Source organism: uncultured Desulfosarcina sp. (genome assembly GCF_963664155.2).
Taxonomy (GTDB): Bacteria; Desulfobacterota; Desulfobacteria; order Desulfobacterales; family Desulfosarcinaceae; genus Desulfosarcina.
In genome coordinates, this window is the sequence record NZ_CAXXXH010000001.1 from 686,435 (window position 1) to 704,908 (window position 18,474).

The 18,474-nt window shown below is 58.6% G+C and carries 18 protein-coding genes; all 18 read left to right on the forward strand.

Features of this window, described 5'->3' with window-relative positions; all coding sequences use genetic code 11:
- Positions 1-4 precede the first annotated feature (4 nt).
- The 18 genes from ACHZBS_RS03105 to ACHZBS_RS03190 all read left to right on the forward strand — a co-directional run bounded on the left by ACHZBS_RS03105 (position 5) and on the right by ACHZBS_RS03190 (position 18,472).
- The gene (locus ACHZBS_RS03105; protein ID WP_319405071.1) at positions 5-1,147 is read left to right on the forward strand and encodes an acyl-CoA dehydrogenase family protein; all 1,143 of its coding nucleotides are present in this window, start codon (positions 5-7) and stop codon (positions 1,145-1,147) included.
- A gap of 91 nt (positions 1,148-1,238) precedes the next feature.
- Positions 1,239-2,375: a CaiB/BaiF CoA-transferase family protein gene (locus ACHZBS_RS03110; RefSeq protein WP_319405072.1), complete on the forward strand. Its 1,137-nt coding sequence runs from the start codon at positions 1,239-1,241 to the stop codon at positions 2,373-2,375.
- Positions 2,376-2,505: 130 nt separating this feature from the next.
- The gene (locus ACHZBS_RS03115) at positions 2,506-3,138 is read left to right on the forward strand and encodes a metallophosphoesterase family protein (protein WP_319405073.1); all 633 of its coding nucleotides are present in this window, start codon (positions 2,506-2,508) and stop codon (positions 3,136-3,138) included.
- 77 nt (positions 3,139-3,215) lie between these two features.
- On the forward strand, positions 3,216-5,216 hold the full coding sequence (locus tag ACHZBS_RS03120) for an FAD-dependent oxidoreductase (RefSeq protein ID WP_319405074.1): 2,001 nt from the start codon (positions 3,216-3,218) through the stop codon (positions 5,214-5,216).
- Between the two features lie 614 nt (positions 5,217-5,830).
- Entirely contained in the window at positions 5,831-6,880 is a 1,050-nt protein-coding gene (locus ACHZBS_RS03125) for a TRAP transporter substrate-binding protein (RefSeq protein ID WP_319405075.1), read from the forward strand.
- A gap of 130 nt (positions 6,881-7,010) precedes the next feature.
- On the forward strand, positions 7,011-7,520 hold the full coding sequence (locus ACHZBS_RS03130) for a TRAP transporter small permease subunit (protein WP_319405076.1): 510 nt from the start codon (positions 7,011-7,013) through the stop codon (positions 7,518-7,520).
- Entirely contained in the window at positions 7,520-8,845 is a 1,326-nt protein-coding gene (locus ACHZBS_RS03135) for a TRAP transporter large permease subunit (RefSeq protein ID WP_319405077.1), read from the forward strand. Before ACHZBS_RS03130 ends, ACHZBS_RS03135 begins: the two co-directional genes overlap by 1 nt.
- Before the next feature lie 110 nt (positions 8,846-8,955).
- Positions 8,956-9,249, forward strand: coding sequence for a EutN/CcmL family microcompartment protein (locus ACHZBS_RS03140; protein WP_319405078.1), 294 nt, complete (start codon positions 8,956-8,958; stop codon positions 9,247-9,249).
- 1 nt (position 9,250) lies between these two features.
- A complete protein-coding gene (locus ACHZBS_RS03145; protein WP_319405079.1) occupies positions 9,251-10,729 on the forward strand; it encodes an ethanolamine ammonia-lyase reactivating factor EutA in 1,479 nt (492 codons plus the stop codon).
- 66 nt (positions 10,730-10,795) lie between these two features.
- Positions 10,796-12,163 carry an ethanolamine ammonia-lyase subunit EutB gene (locus ACHZBS_RS03150; protein WP_319405080.1) on the forward strand — a complete coding sequence of 456 codons (1,368 nt, stop codon included), beginning with the start codon at positions 10,796-10,798 and terminating at the stop codon, positions 12,161-12,163.
- 38 nt (positions 12,164-12,201) lie between these two features.
- On the forward strand, positions 12,202-13,092 hold the full coding sequence (eutC, locus tag ACHZBS_RS03155; protein WP_319405081.1) for an ethanolamine ammonia-lyase subunit EutC: 891 nt from the start codon (positions 12,202-12,204) through the stop codon (positions 13,090-13,092).
- 186 nt (positions 13,093-13,278) lie between these two features.
- A complete protein-coding gene (gene eutL, locus ACHZBS_RS03160) occupies positions 13,279-13,935 on the forward strand; it encodes an ethanolamine utilization microcompartment protein EutL (protein ID WP_319405082.1) in 657 nt (218 codons plus the stop codon).
- Positions 13,936-13,950: 15 nt separating this feature from the next.
- Complete coding sequence (locus tag ACHZBS_RS03165) at positions 13,951-15,435, forward strand: aldehyde dehydrogenase family protein (RefSeq protein WP_319405083.1); 1,485 nt, start codon at positions 13,951-13,953, stop codon at positions 15,433-15,435.
- A gap of 56 nt (positions 15,436-15,491) precedes the next feature.
- Positions 15,492-15,794, forward strand: coding sequence for an ethanolamine utilization microcompartment protein EutM (eutM, locus tag ACHZBS_RS03170; RefSeq protein WP_319409057.1), 303 nt, complete (start codon positions 15,492-15,494; stop codon positions 15,792-15,794).
- 33 nt (positions 15,795-15,827) lie between these two features.
- Positions 15,828-16,385 (forward strand): cupin domain-containing protein, encoded by a 558-nt coding sequence (locus ACHZBS_RS03175; protein WP_319405084.1) that lies wholly within the window; start codon positions 15,828-15,830, stop codon positions 16,383-16,385.
- A gap of 57 nt (positions 16,386-16,442) precedes the next feature.
- Positions 16,443-17,399, forward strand: coding sequence for an ethanolamine utilization protein EutJ (gene eutJ, locus ACHZBS_RS03180; protein WP_319405085.1), 957 nt, complete (start codon positions 16,443-16,445; stop codon positions 17,397-17,399).
- Positions 17,389-18,015: a hypothetical protein gene (locus tag ACHZBS_RS03185; RefSeq protein ID WP_319405086.1), complete on the forward strand. Its 627-nt coding sequence runs from the start codon at positions 17,389-17,391 to the stop codon at positions 18,013-18,015. The genes eutJ and ACHZBS_RS03185 overlap by 11 nt, the downstream gene beginning before the upstream one ends.
- Before the next feature lie 49 nt (positions 18,016-18,064).
- Positions 18,065-18,472 carry a hypothetical protein gene (locus ACHZBS_RS03190; RefSeq protein ID WP_319405087.1) on the forward strand — a complete coding sequence of 136 codons (408 nt, stop codon included), beginning with the start codon at positions 18,065-18,067 and terminating at the stop codon, positions 18,470-18,472.
- The last annotated feature ends 2 nt before the right edge of the window (positions 18,473-18,474 follow it).

Below are 18,474 nucleotides of genomic sequence, written 5' to 3' on the forward strand. Positions count from 1 at the left end.
CAATATGGAAATTTTAAACTACACGCCGAAGCATGAGGATTTCAGGCAGCGCCTGAAAGCATTTTGTGAAACCGACGTCATTCCGCGTGTGGATCGCTGGGAGGAGGATCATATCGTCCCCAAGTCCATCTGGCGCAAGATGGGAGCGGGAGGCTTCCTGTGCCCGACCGTGGACCCGGCATACGGGGGGCTTGGCGGCGACTTCCGCTACTCGGTGATCGTGACCGAAGAGCTTTCCCGCACCGCCCACACGGGCTTGGCCGCCGCCCTGCATAGCGATGTGGTGGTTCCCTACATCGAGACATACGGCAGCGAGGCATTGAAGCAAAAATACCTCCCCGGATGCGTCTCCGGCGAATGCATCACAGCGGTGGGCATGACCGAGCCGGATGCGGGCAGTGACCTGGCCGGGATGAAGACCACGGCAGAGGAAGAGGGGGACATCGTGGTGGTCAACGGATCCAAGACCTTCATCTCCAACGGCATCAACTGCGACCTGCTGGTGTTCGCCGCAAAGGACCCGGCCGTGGAGAACAAATACGAAGCGGTGTCCCTCTACGTGGTCGAAGACGGCACCCAGGGGTTTACCCGCGGGCGGAAGCTGGACAAGATGGGCTGGCACAGTCAGGACACCGCCGAGCTCTTTTTCAGCAACTGCCGCATCCCCGTGGGAAACCGGCTGGGTGAAAAGGGGATGGGCTTTCTGATGCTCATGGAAAAACTCCAGCAGGAGCGCCTGACCTGTGCGCTGGGGGCGGTATGCGGGGCCGAACGCATTCTGGAGTGGGCCATGGACTTCTGCCGCAAAAACAACCGCGGCGGCCGTCCCCTGTCCAAATCCCAGGCGGTCCAGTTCGAACTGGTGGAGATGGCCGCCGATGTGAAGGTCGGGCGCACCTTCGTGGACAAGCTGGTGGCCGACCACATCGAGAAGAAAAACATCGTCATCGAGACCTCCATGGCCAAGTTCTGGACCACAGACCTGGCCAACCGTACGGCGGACCGCGCCTTGAGCATCCTGGGTAATTTCGGCACCGTCGAATCCTGCCCGTTGGTGCGCGCATGGCGTGACGTACGGGTGATGTCGATCTTCGCCGGCACCAACGAGATCATGAAGGGTATTGCCGCCAAGTTCATGGGCCTGTAATTCGTGCCAACCGGCAAACGTTGGTTTTCTAAGCTTCGACCCTTGACCTTATACCTTCGATCTTTCACCTTTAAACTTTGACCTTTCAGCTATGAGCCATATTGGCGCCCTGTCGGGCATCACCGTCATCGACCTGTCCCGGCTGCTTCCGGGGCCCTATTGCACCATGATCCTGGCCGATCACGGTGCCCGGGTCATCGCCGTGGAGGACCCGCGCTATCGGGACCGTGGTGAATACGTCTTTCCGGTCTACCGCAACAAATCCCACATGACCCTGGAACTGAAGTCCGATGCCGGCAGGGAGATTTTTTTTAAACTGGTTTCCGATGCGGACGTGGTGGTGGAGGGGTTTCGGCCGGGAGTGGTGACCCGACTGGGGGTGGATTACACCGCCGTGAGCCGGGTGAACCCGAAGATTGTCTACTGCTCGATCACCGGCTACGGCCAGACCGGCCCGATGCGTCATGCGGCCGGTCACGATGTCAACTACCTGAGCCGCGCGGGCCTGCTGGACCTGATGGGTGAAAAAGGCCGGGCGCCGTCCATTCCCGGCATCCAGATGGCGGACCTGGTCGGCGGCGGCATGAACGGCGCCCTGGGCATCGTCATGGCCCTGTTCCACCGGGAACGCTCCGGAAAAGGCCAGCATATCGACATCTCCATGACCGACGGCATGCTGGGCCTGCTGCCCACGGTGCAGTTTTTCCAGGCCCTGTTCGGCACCGAGCAGAAGCGTGGGGAAACCTTTCTCTCCCATCGCTACGCCTGCTACAACACTTACGAAACCGCAGACGGCCGCTACCTCTCCGTGGGGGCGGTGGAGAATCACTTCTGGCAGAACCTGTGTCAGCGCCTGGGAAAACCTGAGTACGGCCCGCTGCAGTACGACGAAACCCGACGGGAGGAGATCATCGCCTTCATGCGAGAGCGGTTCAGACAGAAACCGCTCGACGAATGGGAAAACGAATTCCGGGGACTTGATGTCTGCGTAGCACCGATCCGAACCGTTGCCGAAGCCATGCAGGACCCGCTGTTCAAGGGGCGTGAAATGGTGTCGACAACGAATCAGACGACACCCGATTTAGGTGTTCCGGTACGGCTGAGTGAAACACCGGGATCCCTGCGCACCGCACCGGTGGCCTTCGGAGCGGACACGGACCGGGTCCTCGACGAGCTGGGCTACGGTGAGGCAGAAATCAAGGCGCTGCGGGAAAAAGGGGTTGTCTGAAATCCTCCCTTTGAAAGGCTCCTGGTGCCTTGTGGGAAAAACAACATTCTATGACTCCCTCGCCCCTTGATAGGAGTGGGCCGGGATGAAGCCAAGAGTTAGGATTGATCAAAAACGAACCGTACAGTAAATGCTTGAAAAAACAAATGAAAAAATCGGCATCATGGCCGACAGCCACGGCAACCCCGAGGCCATCGCCTGCGGTGCTGTTTTTCTAAGGCAGCGGGCCTGCACATCCCTTTACCACCTGGGGGACATCTGCGACTCTACCTTGCCGAAGACCGCCGATGACTGCGTGGTGCAGGTGAAAAATCACGGCATCGTCGCCGTCAAGGGCAACAACGACCACACCCTGGCTGCCGATGCATGGGGACGGTCGGACCGCGGCATCCGGAGGGAAACGATTGCTTTCCTGGAAAATCTTCCCCTCTGCCTTTCCGTCGGTAGCGCGAAGCTGGCCCACTCCCGTCCCTTTGTGCGGCGCCTGGGGCTTTCGGCCATAATCGGAGCAATGGGCCAACGCGAAGCCGCGGACTTTTTCAGGCAGAACCCCGATGGGCTGCTGTTTCGCGGGCACAGCCACAAACCGGAAATAATCAGCCGCAGGGGAAAGGAGATCCGGTTCTTCTCCCCGGCTGCGGGCCTTGTCATCGAACTGGCCGACCACCGGCCCTGCATCGTCACCTGCGGTGCCCTGACTTCAGGGTTTGTCATGATCTGGGAGCCGGGAAGTGACCGACTGACATTCTGCACGTTTACATGATTATTGCTCAACATCAACCCGTTACTCTGCCGGGGACACCTGCCAACCCCCATCAACCAGCACCGTCGGGAGGAAACATGTACCGCTATCTCTTCAGCCCCATCACCATCAACCGGCTTGAAATCAAGAACCGCATCGCCTACCCTTCCCTGGGGCTTCTCTTCTCCTACGACAGCAAGCTCAACGACCGCTACTATCATTTCTTCCGGGAGCGGGCCAGAGGCGGTGTCGGCATCGTCACCGTGGGGCCGGTGGGTGTGGACTTTCTGGGTTCGGGAATCCTGGCCCTGTCCATCGCCGGAGACGAGGCCATACCCGACTTCACCAAAGTTGCCGCCATCATCAAAGAGGAGGGAGCCCGGGCCTGGATCCAGCTTTTTCATGCCGGAGCCTATTCCCACCCGTTTCTTATCGACGGCAAGGACCCCATCGCCCCGTCCGCCGTATACTCGAAATATTCCAAGGCCATCCCCAGGGAAATGACGATCGAGGAGATCCACCAGGTTCAGGAGGCCTTTGCCGCCGCCGCCCGTCGGGCTGTGGCAGCCGGTTTCGACGGCGTGGAGATCATCGGCAGCGCCGGCTACCTCATCACCCAGTTTCTCTCGCCATTAAAAAACCGGCGCACGGACCCATATGGCGGCAGCTTCGAGAACCGGCTGCGCTTTCCCATGGAACTCATCACCAGAGTGAGAGATGCCATCGGCCCGGACGTGCCGCTGACTATCCGCATGGCCGGCAACGATTTTGTTCCGGGCAGCAATACGAATACCGAGACGCCGAAAATCGCCGCCGCCTACCAGGCCGCCGGCGTGGATGCGATCAACGTCACCGGCGGCTGGCATGAATCCCGGGTGCCCCAGCTGCCCATGGAGCTTCCCCGGACCGCTTACGCCTTTCTGGCCCTCAAGATTAAAAACGCCGTCAGCGTACCGGTGATGGCCTCCAACCGCATCGCCTCCCCAGGCGATGCGGAGCGGATCCTGCGCGACGGATACGCGGACATGGTCAACCTGGGCCGGGTACTCATTGCCGATCCCCGGTGGCCGGCCAAGGCCTTCGAGGGGCGTGCGAACGAAATCCGCCCCTGCGTGGCCTGCTCCCAGGGCTGCACGGACGAGATCTTCAGCGGCAGGCCGGTTTATTGCGTGGGCAATCCGCGGGCAGGGTTCGAAGCGGAGCGGGAAATTCTTCCCGCCGATTCACCCAAAACAATCATGGTGGTCGGCGCCGGCGCCGCCGGTCTGGAGGCGGCCGTCACCGCTGCTGAAAGAGGCCACCGGGTGGAGATTTTTGAAAGGGACAGCGACATGGGCGGCCAGTTGTGGATTGCCGGTGCTCCACCCCACAAACACGAGCTGCTCGAGTTCATCCGCTACTACCGGGCCATGGTCAACCGCTACCGGATCCCCATGCACCTGAACACCGTGGTGGACATGAAGTTGATCCGTAAAAATGCACCTGACCATGTCATCGTGGCAGAAGGCGCCCGGGCGCTGATCCCCCCCATCCCCGGTGCCGAGGGTCCGGAAGTGCTCAACGCCTGGCAGGTGCTCAAGGACAACCCCATGCTGGGAAAACAGGTGGCCGTCATCGGCGGCGGGGCCGTAGGCCTGGAGACCGCTCTATTTGTGGCCGCCAAGGGCACTCTGACCCCGGAGGTGCTCCACTTCCTGATGGCCTTCGATGCCATACCCCCGGAGAGGCTCAAGGAACTGATGTTTGCCGGCACCTCGTCGGTCACTGTTTTTGAAATGCTCGACAAGGCAGGCAGGGATGTCGGCAAGTCGACCCGCTGGATCCTCATGGATCGGCTCAAGCGATACGGTGTTGAAGTCAAAACCGGTGCCGCGGTGCTGTCCATTGACGGGAGCGAATTGATCTGGGAGCAGGATGGCAGGACACAATCCGGCCGGTTCGACAGCGTCGTCCTGGCATCCGGTTCCCGGTCGGAAGATCATCTAGCGAAGGCCCTGGCCGATGCCGGGATCTCCCATACCGTCGTTGGCGATGGGATCAGACCCGGCAAACTCAGCGATGCCATCCACGGCGGATTCCTGGCCGCCCTTGAACTTTAGGGCGCTTGCAAGAGATGGTGAATTTTACCTTCAGGAAAGGAGTAATTCACGAACCGGCTGGATTTCATGTTCGTCGGTCGGATATTATGGGCAAATAATCAATTCTCTCAGTCTTCAGGGTTTTTCCCCGTCGTTTCAATGAGAGATCGACATCAGACTGGAATAGGTGTATGATAATTTAAATCAGTCAACGGCAATCGATGGCTGCCAGCTGATGCATTCGACCAAGCGTTAGCCACTTATCTCGTTAAGTTCCATGACAGCGAAACGAAATGCATATCGTTCCTTTTGTACATGGGCTCAGCGCCCTCAAAAATCAATCTGACGGGTGCCCATTAGTCGATATAGATCAATCGAGTTTCGTTTCAAAATCCTCATATTGTAATTTATAGAATCTAAAGCTGCATAATTGTCCTTTTTGGTTAAAATGCGGTATTGATCGATTACAATTTAATCCATTGTTATAAATACATATTTTTTATTTTTGTGGCGAATGGCATGTCCGTTGCGATAGTTGTTCTGTCGCCGGTATGCTGATTTGATGTGGGACTGCTGGTCTTAAACAAAAATAAGAGTGGACGCTAACCCAAACCCCATGAAAGGAGTCAGGTCGAATGAAAAGACGTGATTTTATTAAAAAGGCAGGAGTTGGAACCGCGGCCGTGGCAGCCACAGCGATAAACGCACCATTTGTGCATGCGGCAAAGAAAACGACCATCAAGTGGCGGATGCAGACCTATGCCGGTCCGGCCCTGGCCGAACATGTCATTAAACCGTCCATCGACGCGTTTAATAAAGCGGCCAATGGAGAAATGATCATCGAGTTGTACAATGCCGATCAACTGGTGCCCCACGGCGAGCTGTTCCGGGCCGTCTCCAAGGGAACCATTGACGCCGTTCAGAGTGACGACGACTCGATTGCGGCACCTGTCGATGTATCTGTATTTGCCGCCTACTTCCCCTTTGCGTCACGCTACTCGCTTGATGTTCCCGTGCTGTGGAATTGGTACGGGCTCAACAAGATCTGGGAGGAGGCCTACGCCGAAGTTCCGGAAGTCACCTGGCTGAGCATGGGGGCCTGGGACCCCTGCAATTTTGCCACCCGCAAGCCGATCCGGCACATGGAGGATTTCAAGGGGCTGAGAATGTACATGTTCCCCACCGGGGGCAAGTTCATGCAGCAGTTCGGCGTGGTGCCCATGTCCCTGCCGTATGAAGACGTCCAGATGGCCCTGCAAACCGGCGAACTGGATGGGGTGGCATGGTCCGGCATCACCGAGGATTACACGGTCGGCTGGGCCGATGTCACCAAGTACTATCTGACCAATCCCATATCCGGCGCCTGGGCGGGCTCTTACTTTGCCAACACCAAGAAATGGGAGGCCCTGCCCGAACACCTCAAGACGCTGTTCAAGCTGTCCATGGACAGTTCGCACTACTACCGACAGCATTGGTACTGGTGGGGTGAAGCGCACTATCGCACCAAGGGCGGCAAATTGGAACTCACCTCCATTCCCAAAGACGAATGGAAGGTCGTGGAAGATGCCGCCCTGAAATACTGGGACGAGATTGCCGCCAAGAGCCCCAGGAATGCCAAAGTGGTCAGCATCCTCAAGGAATACGCCAAAACCATGGAAGCCGCCGGCCCCCCCTACCGATATTAAGAAACAGGGGACCAAACCTCTGTTATTATGGAATAGAGGGTCGCCTTTCCTGTCTTCAACGCGGATCCAGATAGGAAAGGCGCCCCTTAAAAGGGTGTTGAAAACAGCATACCCAAGCCGAGGGGTCATTATGCCCAAAGCAATAAAAATCTTTGTACGCTCCGTTGACGCAACGAACAAGGTGGTCGGCAGATTCTCCCAGTATCTGGTCTTCGTTATGATGGGCGTGTTGCTGTTCGAGTCCTTCTCCAGGACGATTTTCAATCAACCCCACATATGGGTCGTTGAAATCGCCCAGTTCACCATGGCCGCCTATTACCTGCTTGGCGGTGGCTATTCCATGATTCTCGAAGGACATGTCAGAATGGACCTTCTCTATGGCCGCTGGTCGGCCAAGACACGTGCGGTAGTCGACCTGATTACCGCCGTCGTCCTGGTTTTCTATCTGGTGATACTGCTATATGGGGCCATTTCCAGTGTTGAATATGCCTTGAGATACGGTCAGGTGAATTACACCTCCTGGGCGCCGCCGCTGGCTCCCATCAAGGTCATCATGGCCATCGGCATCGTCCTGATGCTGCTCCAGGCCATCGCCATATTCTTCAAGGACTTGGCAACGGCCAGAGGGGAGTCGATATAATGAGCCACGAACTGATCGCCCTGCTGATATTCACCTCGATGCTGCTCATGCTGCTCACCGGGCAACGCGTCTTCGCGGCCATCGGAGGGGTCGCCGCCCTGTTCGCCCTGCTCCTGTGGGGCGAGGGCGGTATAGAGATGCCCTTCAATGCGAGCTTCGTTCTGTTGAACTGGTACCCCCTGCTCACCTTGCCATTGTTCATCTATATGGGGTACATGTTTTCGGAATCAGGCATCGCCAGCGACCTCTACCGCATGTTCCATGTCTGGATGGGCCCCCTCAACGGGGGGCTGGCCATCGGAACGATCGGCCTGATGACCGCCGTGGCGGCCATGAACGGGCTGAGTGTCGCCGGCATGGCCATCGGCGCCAGTATCGCCATGCCGGAAATGCTCAAGCGCAAGTATGACAAAGTCATGGTCACCGGTGTCATCCAGGCAGGCAGTTCCCTGGGCATAATGGTTCCGCCCAGCGTCGTTCTGGTTCTCTATGGCATGATCGCCCGGCAGAATGTGGGTCGGCTGTGGCTGGCCGGCGTTTTTCCCGGCCTCCTCCTGGCCGGCCTGTTTATCGCCTACATCACGATTCGATGCAAAATGAACCCGCAGCTGGGCCCGGCGCTGGCGCTGGAAGAACGACTGCAGATCACCTGGGGGGAGAAGTTCCGGCTGCTCCGGGCAGGCATCATACCCCTGGTGATCATTTTTTCCATGACGGGGCTTTTTCTGCTGGGCATCACCAGCCTTGTCGAGTGTTCAGCAGCCGGTGCGGCAGCAACGACCCTGGCCGCCGTGGTCAGGGGCCGCTTTAACCGAAAGGTGCTGGAAAACACCCTGCGCAATACGCTGAGCGTGAGCTGCATGTTCATGTGGGTCATCCTGGCGGCCCTCTGCTTTGGTGCCGTCTTCGATGGCCTCGGCGCCGTGCATGCGATCAAGTCTCTGTTTCTCGACCGGTGGGGACTCAGCCCGTGGGGTGTGCTGATCATGATGCAGCTCTCCTACATCCTGATGGGCATGTTTTTGGACGATACGGCAATGCTCATCATCGTTGCCCCCCTGTATGTCCCCCTGGTGATCAATCTGGGGTTCGACGCCATCTGGTATGGCGTCCTCTATACGATCACCTGCCAGATCGCCTACATGACCCCGCCCTTCGGCTACAACCTGTTTCTCATGAAGGCCATGGCTCCGCCGGAGGTAACCCTGATGGATATTTACAACTCGATCGTTCCCTTTGTGCTGGTCATGATTATAGGTTTGGCCATTGTCATCATGTTTCCCCAGATCGCCCTGTGGCTGCCTGACCTGTATTTTGGAAAATGACCTCGATAGATGACGACAATGCCCGCTGGATCATCGGTGCAGGATAAATCGACAGTTTGGATTCGGAGAACCATCGGACTTTTTTTCTCAACGAATAGAGGATTCATGTTATGCTCATCGCACGGGTAACAGGACTGGTCGTCGCGACCATGAAGCACGAATCGCTGGTCGGCAGCAAACTTCTGATTGTTCAGGAAACCGACGTGGCCGGCAAATCGGTGGGCCAACCCATGGTTGCCGTCGATGCGGTGGACGCCGGTGAGGGAGACCTGGTGCTGGTGACCCAGGGCTCCGGGGCACGCCAGACGGATATCACCCTCGACCGGCCGGTCGACAATGTCATCATGGCCATCGTCGATACGTTGCAGTCGAACGGGAAGGTGACCTTTCGCAAGGGTCGATAATATGGGCAAAGACAACTATGAGATGCTCAGCGTCGGAATTGACGTGGGTACCACAACCACGCAGGTTGTTTTTTCCAGATTGACCCTGGCCGGGGGAATCATGGGCGGTTCGACGCCGCTGGCCAGGTCGCCGATAAACCTGTCCCGCATGACCAGCATCGTCGATAAAGAGGTGGTCTACCGCAGCAGGATGCATTTCACGCCCCTGGCCGGGCCGGATGTCATCGATGCATCCGCGCTTGAACAGATTCTTCGCCGGGAATATCGACAGGCCGGCATTTCTCCGGAACAGGTCGAGACCGGCGCAGTGATCATTACCGGCGAAACCGCCAAAAAACGCAACGCCGACGTGATCCTGGATGCACTCTCAGCCCTGGCCGGAGACTTTGTGGTCACCGTGGCCGGACCGCACCTGGAATCGATGATTTCCGGAAAAGGATCCGGGGCCGAGACATTCTCCCGGGAACATTTCACCACCGTCACCAATGTGGATATCGGCGGAGGATCGGCAAACAGCGCCATCTTCCGGCAGGGCCGGATGATTGCCGCCGCGGCGATGAACTATGGCGGGCGTGTCCTGGAAATAGACCGGGCCAGCGGGCAGATCCGGCATATCGCCGAACCGGCCCGGATCATGATCGATCATCTGGGGCTCCCGCTCGAGGTGGGGTCCACACCCAGTCTGACACAGTTGCGTGCGCTGACGGGTTGCATGGCCGACCTGACCGTCGAACTGATCGAAGGGCGATGCAGCCCGTTGGCCCGGCAATTGATGCTGACCGATCCGTCCCCGGAATCGGGAAAAAACACCACGGTGTTCTTTTCAGGCGGCATCGGGCACTATATTTATTCCCCGATTCCCATCCGTTCTCCTGAGGAGGTGACCGTTCACGGGGATATCGGACCATTGCTGGCGGAATCGATCCGTCTGCACCCTGATCTGAAACCATACGATATCCGCAGGCCGCCGGAGACCCTGCAGGCCACGGTGATGGGAGCCAGTTCTCAGACGGTGACGCTGAGCGGCAGCACCATATGGGCCGAAGAAGCGATTCTGCCCATCAAAAATGTACCTGTCGTTCACCCCCAATGGCTGCAGATCCCGCCGTCGCGCCAGCAGGCATTGACCGCAGTCCGCGATGCGGTGGTCCGTTGGGACGTCGAACCGACCGGCACCCCGTTTGCCATCGCCCTAGAGTTGTCCTGGAACCTCGATTTTTCAGGTTTGACCGCGTTGGCCGGGGGCCTGGCTGATTTCACGACCGCCCACCTGGCAACCGACCAGCCGCTGATCATCATCATCGAGCACGACTATGCCCGTGTGCTGGGGCAGACCTTGAAGAATCTGATTCCCGACCGCCCGTTACTCGTCATCGACCAGGTGGGTCTCGAAGAGGGTGATTATATCGATATCGGGCGCCCGGTGCTGGATGGCCGGGCCGTGCCCTTGAGTGTAAAAACGCTGATCTTTTACCATTAAGCGTTTAAGGGGAATGGGTTATTCTTTTTCCCCAATGAATCCGTTCACTATCAAGGAAACGCGTTTATGCTGCTGCGGACCAAACTATTTGGCAAGACCATTGAATTCCGAAGTGTTCGCGAACTCATGGGCAAGGCCAACGAACCCAAATCCGGTGATGAACTGGCCGGCCTGGCCGCCGCATCGATCGCCGAACGGGTGGCCGCCAAGTACGTACTGGCCGAGGTCACCCTGGAGACGCTGCGGGCCAATCCGGCCGTGCCTTATGACCAGGACGACGTCACCCGGGTGATCGACGACGCCGTCAACGAAACGATTTACGATGAGATCAAAGGCTGGACGGTGGGTGATTTCAGGGAATGGCTGCTTGCGGACAGCACCACGACGGAAATGATCCGCCGCGTGAGCAATGCCCTGACCGGTGAAATGGTCGCGGCGGTGGCCAAGCTGATGTCCAATCTCGACCTGATTTACGCCGCCAAAAAAATCCGGGTTACTTCCCACTGCGTCAATACCGCCGGATTGCCAGGCACCCTGGCCAGCCGCTGCCAGCCCAATCACCCCGTAGACAGCCCCGAAGGCATCCGCGCCGCCGTCTACGAAGGCCTTTCCTACGGTTCCGGTGACAGCGTCATCGGCATCAACCCGGTGGATGACAGCCTGAGCAGTGTGGCGCGACTGCTGGATATGACCTACGACATCATCCGGACCTGGCAGATTCCCACCCAGAACTGCCTGCTGTCCCATGTGACCACCCAGATGCAGGCCATGAAAAAAGGGGCGCCGGTAGGGCTGGTGTTCCAGAGCCTGTCCGGTTCTCAGTTGGGCAATCAAAGCTTCGGCATCGATGTGGGCATGATGGACGAAGCCTATGAACTGGCTCAAAAATACTGCTGGCCGACGGGTCCCAACTACATGTACTTTGAGTCGGGCCAGGGTTCCGCCCTTTCAGCCAATGCCCACAACGGCTGGGACCAGCTCACTCTGGAAGCCCGGATTTATGGCCTGGCCAAACGCTGGAAGCCCTATCAGGTCAACACCGTGGTTGGGTTTATCGGCCCGGAATATCTGTACGACGCCATCCAGATCACCCGTGCCGGCCTGGAAGACCATTTTATGGGCAAGCTGACTGGCATCCCCATGGGCTGCGACGCCTGCTATACCAACCACGCCCGGGCCACCCAGAACGACATTGAAAATCTGGCGGTGCTGCTCACCACGGCCGGCTGCAACTATTTCATGGGGGTGCCCATGGGCGATGATGCCATGCTGGCCTACCAGTGCACCAGCTTTCACGACGCCCCATCCCTGCGGCAGACATTGGGGTTGCGTCCGCTGCCGGAGTTTGAAGCGTGGATGGTTGACCTGGGCCTCATGAAGGATGGTGTGCTTACCGAAAAGGCCGGCGATCCGTCATTTTTTCTGAGCCGATAATTCGTTGTTTCCGGTTTATCCGGGTTAGGATATAGGCCATGCAGGACCTGGACATTCAAGCCATCGTAGAGGCCGTTCTGGCAGAGATTCAAACATCCGAAGGGGCAACAACAACGGTTGATGCCACTCGGCCCGCCGGCACGGCCGATTCAGACGGCCTGCAGATTGATCTGGATGACCCCACCCTTCCGGCGGCACGCCAACGACCCGGAATCGAAAATCCGATCAACCCGGACGGCCTGCGCGCACTGATGGCGGCCACCCCTGCCCGCATCGGCGTCGGCCGGAGTGGACCGCGACCGCGAACGGCGGCCAGCCTCCTTTTCCTGGCCGACCATGGCGTCACCCAGGACGCCTTGATGCACGAGGTCGACGCCAATCTTTTGGAGGAACTGGGACTCTTTTCCGTCGAAAGCCAGGCCGCGGATCGCCAAATGTATTTAAAACGTCCTGATCTGGGGCGCAAGCTGACCGAGCCGGCCAAGGCGGTGTTGCGAGATCGCTGCACCAAAAACCCCGATGTGCAGATCTTTGTCGGCGATGGTCTGAGCGGCGCAGCCATCGATCATAACCTGCGGCAGATCATGCCCGTTCTCCAACAGGGCCTGAACAGCGCAGGACTGTCCATGGGAACACCCTTTTTTGTTAAAAACGCCCGGGTCGGCTTGCTCAACGACGTAAATGGGATTGTCGACGCAAAGGTTTGCGCCATTCTGATCGGTGAGCGCCCGGGCCTTGCCCGGGCGCAGAGCATGAGCATTTACCTGGGATACCGCCCCCGGCCGGAATCGACCGACGCCAACCGGGACGCGATCTGCAACATCTATGAAGGCGGGCTTAACCCGCTGGAAGCCGGCGCCCATGCCGTCCAGCTCATTCAGCGAATGATCAGGGATAAGGCGAGCGGGGTTGAACTCAAACTGGTGTAACGTGTTCGTCCACAAACGGCGTCTCTTGGCCCAGGCCGGCGTTCTCGATCCTTTGAGATCCTCGACGTAGCGGTGCTACGCCTCCGGTTTCAAAGTCTCTGCGGCCTTGGCCTGAACCAAGATCCACCACTTGTGGTCAGACACACTGAATGAAAAAATGGAAGCATTGATTGCTGGAAATCCCTTATGGCCATCATGGACCCGATAAAACCGCAGATATTGTCAGTCAGGATTATCCCCAATGTCGACAGCGGTCTGGCGCAGAAACTGAAGCTGCGTCCGGACCAGCGCAGCCTGGGGCTGATCACCTGCACCATCGACGATGCGCTGTATGTGTCCATCGATGAGGGGACGAAAATGGCCGATGTCGAGGTCGTATATGCCAAATCGTTCTATGCCGGTTCAGCCCATGCCTCCGGGCCGCTGTCCGGAGAGATCATCGCCATTTTCGCCGGACCGGATCCGGCCGAGGTGCGTGCGGCATTGGCCGCAACCCGGACTTACGCGGAAAATGAAGCCTGGTTTTACGCTGCCGATGAATCGGGGTCCAATGCCTTTTTCGCCCACACGATCTCCCGCACCGGATCCTATTTGTCCGGCCTGGCCGGCATCGCCGGGGGCAAGCCGTTGGCCTACCTGATTGCCTGCCCCCTGGAGGCCACTTTCGGCCTCGACGCGGCCCTGAAAGCCGCCGATGTGGAAATGAAGGTGTGGTTCGAGCCGCCATCGGAAACCAACTTTTCCGGTGGATTGCTGACCGGCAGTCAGAGTGCCTGCAAGGCCGCCTGCGACGCATTCCGCGAGGCGGTAATAGACGTGGCCAACAACCCGATCGTCCTTTAGCAAGAAGGAGATGGCATGACCCAGGGTTTCGATAAAGACCTGACATCGATCCAGGAAGCGCGACGGTTGATCGAAAACTGTTACTCGGCGCAGGAGAAATTTCTCGATTTCAGCCAGGGGCAGGTCGATCGAATCTGCAAAGCCATGGCCGATGCCGCGTATCAGGCGGCCGAGCGACTGGGGTGCATGGCGACCGAAGAGACCACCTTCGGCATCCCGCAGCACAAAACGCTGAAAAATCAACTGGCCAGCCGGGGCGTTTGGGAATCCATCAAAGCCGTTAAAACCGTCGGTGTGATCCGCGAGGACAAAACCAGCGGCGTCGTCGAAATCGGATGGCCCATGGGGGTGGTGGCGGCGCTGAGTCCCAGCACCAACCCGACGTCCACCCTGATCCATAACACCCTGATTGCGGTCAAGGCCCGCAACGGTATTGTCAATGCCCCGCATCCGTCGTCCTGGCGGTGTTGCCTGGAAGCCACGCGTTTGATGGTGGATGCCGGCGAGGCGGCGGGCATGCCCTCGGGTCTGGTGTCCTGCATGTCACACATTTCCCTTCCCGGTACCCAGGAACTGATGCGGCACGAAAAAACCGCCGTTATCCTGGCCACGGGCGGATCGGACATGGTTCGGGCGGCCCACAGCATGGGCAAACCCGCCTACGGGGTCGGTCCCGGAAACGTCCCCTGCTATGTGGATCGCAGCGCCGACGTCAAATCGGCGGCATCCCTGATCGTCTCCAGCAAAGCCTTCGACAATTCGGTGATCTGCGCCACGGAGCAGGCCGTGGTGGCGGACCGGCCCATTGCGGCAGGCCTGCGCGCCGAGATGGAGCGCCTGGGCGCCTGTTTCGTCAATCCGACCCAGGCGGCGGCGCTGAGCCGGGTGCTTTTTTTTCCCAATGGCGCCATCAACCCGCGCAGCGTGGGCCAGACGCCGCAAACGCTGGCCAGCATGGCCGACATCCGCATCCCCGAAGCCACCCGCATCATCGTCGCCCCTTTAAGCCGGGTGGGAAAGGACGAACCGCTCTCCGCTGAAAAACTGACCACGGTGCTGGGCTGGTATGAAGTCGACGGCTGGCAAGCGGGCTGCGACCGCTGCATCGAACTGATCCGCTTCGGGGGGCGGGGGCACAGCCTGGTGATCCATGCCGCCGATGAAGGCGTGATCATGGAATTCGGACTCCAGAAACCGGTGTTTCGCCTTCTGGTGAACACCATGGGAACCCTGGGATCGGTGGGGATTACCACCGGACTGATGCCCGCCTTGACCTTGGGATCGGGAGGCATCGGCGGCGCCATCAGCGGCGATAACATTACAACCACCCACCTGCTCAACGTCAAACGCCTGGCTTACCCGATCAAATCCCCGCCGGCCCAGGCAATGGTCGGCGCGGCGATGGTCCAACCCGTTGCCAATGACCTGGATCCGGCTGAATTAAAGGCAATTGTCCGGGCAGTAATCGAGGAACTGGTCCGTCACGGGGAGAAGACATGACCCAAAAAAATATAACCAAGGCCACAAAACAAAAGGAGAAGTTCACGATGGTTGACATTCAAATGATTGCTCTGGGAATGGTCGAAAGCAAGGGTCTGGTCGGTGCCATTGAGGCGGCCGACGCAATGGTCAAGGCCGCCAACGTTCATCTGATCGGCAGTGAGTATATCGGTGGCGGATATGTCACCGTCATGGTGCGCGGCGATGTGGGGGCGGTCAAAGCGGCCACCGATGCCGGTGCCGCAGCGGCCAAACGGGTGGGCGAACTGGTTTCGGTTCACGTGATCCCCCGTCCTCACGGCGATGTGGAAATCATCCTGCCCAAGGAAACCAAGGGCGGTTTCGGCAGAAAAGCATAGCCGTCGGAAGGAGAGGCAACAGGGGAAAGCGTTATGGGTCAATATTTCACGGGGGCCGATATCCGACGTCTTGCCAAAACGCAGGACTGCCGGTATCTGCTGCTGGCTCCGGACGACAAGATCACGTCCGAAGCCATGGACGTTGCCCGGAGCCTGGGAATACGGATACACCGTGAGGGAGATCCGTCGGATGGACGGTCGCTGCCGCCGCTGATAAGCCGGCACACCCGACCCGGAAGCCCCATTACGCTGGTCAAAGCCGATTCGGTTCACCTGAAACCATTTGCCGTTGACGTCGGCCGGCCGGAAATGGACATCCAGCTCGCAGACGTGATTACCGGCGCCCACGGCTCTCCCATGGCGGCCGGTTTCATGACCTGGGAAAAAGGCTCGTTTCCGTGGGCCCTGGATTATGACGAAATCGACTTTGTCATTGACGGGCAGCTGGAAATTCGTAAAGGCAGCCAAATGGTGACCGGCAATCCCGGTGACGTCATTCACATTCCCCGGGGCAGCGAGATCTTTTTCGGTTCCCCCAGTTTTGCCAGGGTCTTTTATGTCACCTTCCCGGCCGAGTGGGAGCCGCAATAACCCATTCCCTGCGGATAAAACCGCCTGCCTGGAGGCGGGCGCATTGGAGTAAACAGCTTGAATCCAGCTCTCGACACATTTTTGGCCGACGCCAATGCGGTGATGCACAGCGGCGCTGTTCAACCGACGGGTAATCGCAATGGCAACCGGCTTGCTTCGCTAAAGGCTGCCCCACCGATGGACAACGAATTAACGCACCACCTGAATGGGGCGGAGGATTCCCGTTTCCGAAATGGATCGCCAGCCCGGATCCATGTCGGCGTTGACCTGGGCACGGCGTATACGGTGCTGATGGTGCTCGATGAGCACTTGCAGCCGTTGGCGGGTGAGTATCGCTTTGCCCAGATCGTCCGCGACGGCCTGGTGGTCGATTATCACGGCGCCATCAAGTTGCTGCAGGAATTAAAGCGTAACATCGAAAAACGCATCGGCGTTGAACTGACTTCGGCGGCGACCACATTTCCGCCCGGCGTTTCACCCAACGAGGTCAGGGCCACCCAGCATATCGTCCGGGCCGCCGGTTTTGAATGCGAACAGACCATTGACCAACCCACTGCGGCCAATGCGGTGCTGCAGGTGAGAAACGGTGCGGTCGTCGACGTCGGCGGCGGAACTACGGGCATCGCCGTCTTCCGTGAAGGAGAAGTCATTTACACGGCTGACGAGCCGACCGGCGGCACGCACTTTTCCCTGGTCATTGCCGGTGCCCTTGGAATGGAATTCGAGGAAGCGGAGGAAATCAAAAAAAACGGAGAGCATTACCAGCGGCTCTTTCCGATGGTGCGCCCGGTGATGGAGAAGGTCGGTACCATCGTGGCCCGGCATGTGGCGGCGCATGCGGTGGAAACCATCTATCTGGTTGGCGGGACGGCCTGTTTTCCAGGGATGGACAAGGTCGTGGAACAGGTCACCGGCATCCGGACGATCATCCCGGGTTTTCCCCTGTTTGTGACGCCGCTCGGCACGGCAATGTATAACGTCTCAGAAAAAAACGAGGTTAATTATGGCCGATGAATTTCAATTGCGCGTCTATTGCTACCTGGACCGAACCCAACCCCAGTACGCCGCCTTCGTGGGCACCGTCACCCAGGGTGACCTGATGGTGGAAGGCATGGCCTCTTTGTATATCGAAGTGGCCCCGGGCAACGAGGTTTTCCGTCTGGTGGACATCGCCGTCAAGGCGACCGAGGCCCGGCCCGGTGCCCAGGTCGTGGAACGGGAATTCGGTATGTTCGAAATCCACTCCCACTCCCAGCAGGCTGTAATAGAGGCCGGCGCCATGGTGCTGGATCGGCTGGACCTGGAAGAAATCGGCCGGGTTAAACCGTTTGTCGCTTCGGTTCAGCTGATTACCAATGTGGATCCCTACCAGGCGCAGTTGCTCAACCGTTTTCGGCGGGGCAGCATGCTCGTGGCCGGCGAGACCCTGCTGGTGCTCGAGGTGGCCCCGGCGGCCTATATCAACATCGCCGCCAACGAGGCGGAGAAGCGGGCCAATATTAAATTGATCCACATTTCATCCGTCGGCCGTTTTGGCCGCATGTGGATGTGCGGCACCGAGTCCGAGATGGTCACCGCCAAAATGGCGGCCATCGCAGCCATTGAAGGCATTCAAGGACGAAAAGGATAGGCAGGAGAGGTCAATTAGTTTTTCCCACGGCCCTAAAGGGGGGCAGAGCATGAAACAGTTCTACACCGTACGGGATATTGAAGATATGCACGCGGCCGGCGTGGTCGAAATCGAAATCCATGACGACGTGGTGCTGACCGACGTGGCTCGTGAAAAAGCCATTGCACTGGGCATGAACCTCAACCCCGTGGAACAAGCAAACAGTGGCCGCCCGGGGACGCCAATGCCCCGCATGGCCGTTGCCGCTCAGACAAAGAACACGCCCACCCTCGGCGGCTCACTTCCGAAAACCCCTGCTGCGCCATCGCCTTCCCTGCCCCGTCCAACCAACGGTGCCGCCAATGCCGACATGGTCATGAGAATCAAAGCGGCCGTCGTGGCCCGGCTGGGCACCGACAAATACAACGACCTGCTGGACAAAATAATCCCCCAGGTGATGTCCCAACTCAAAAAGTAAGG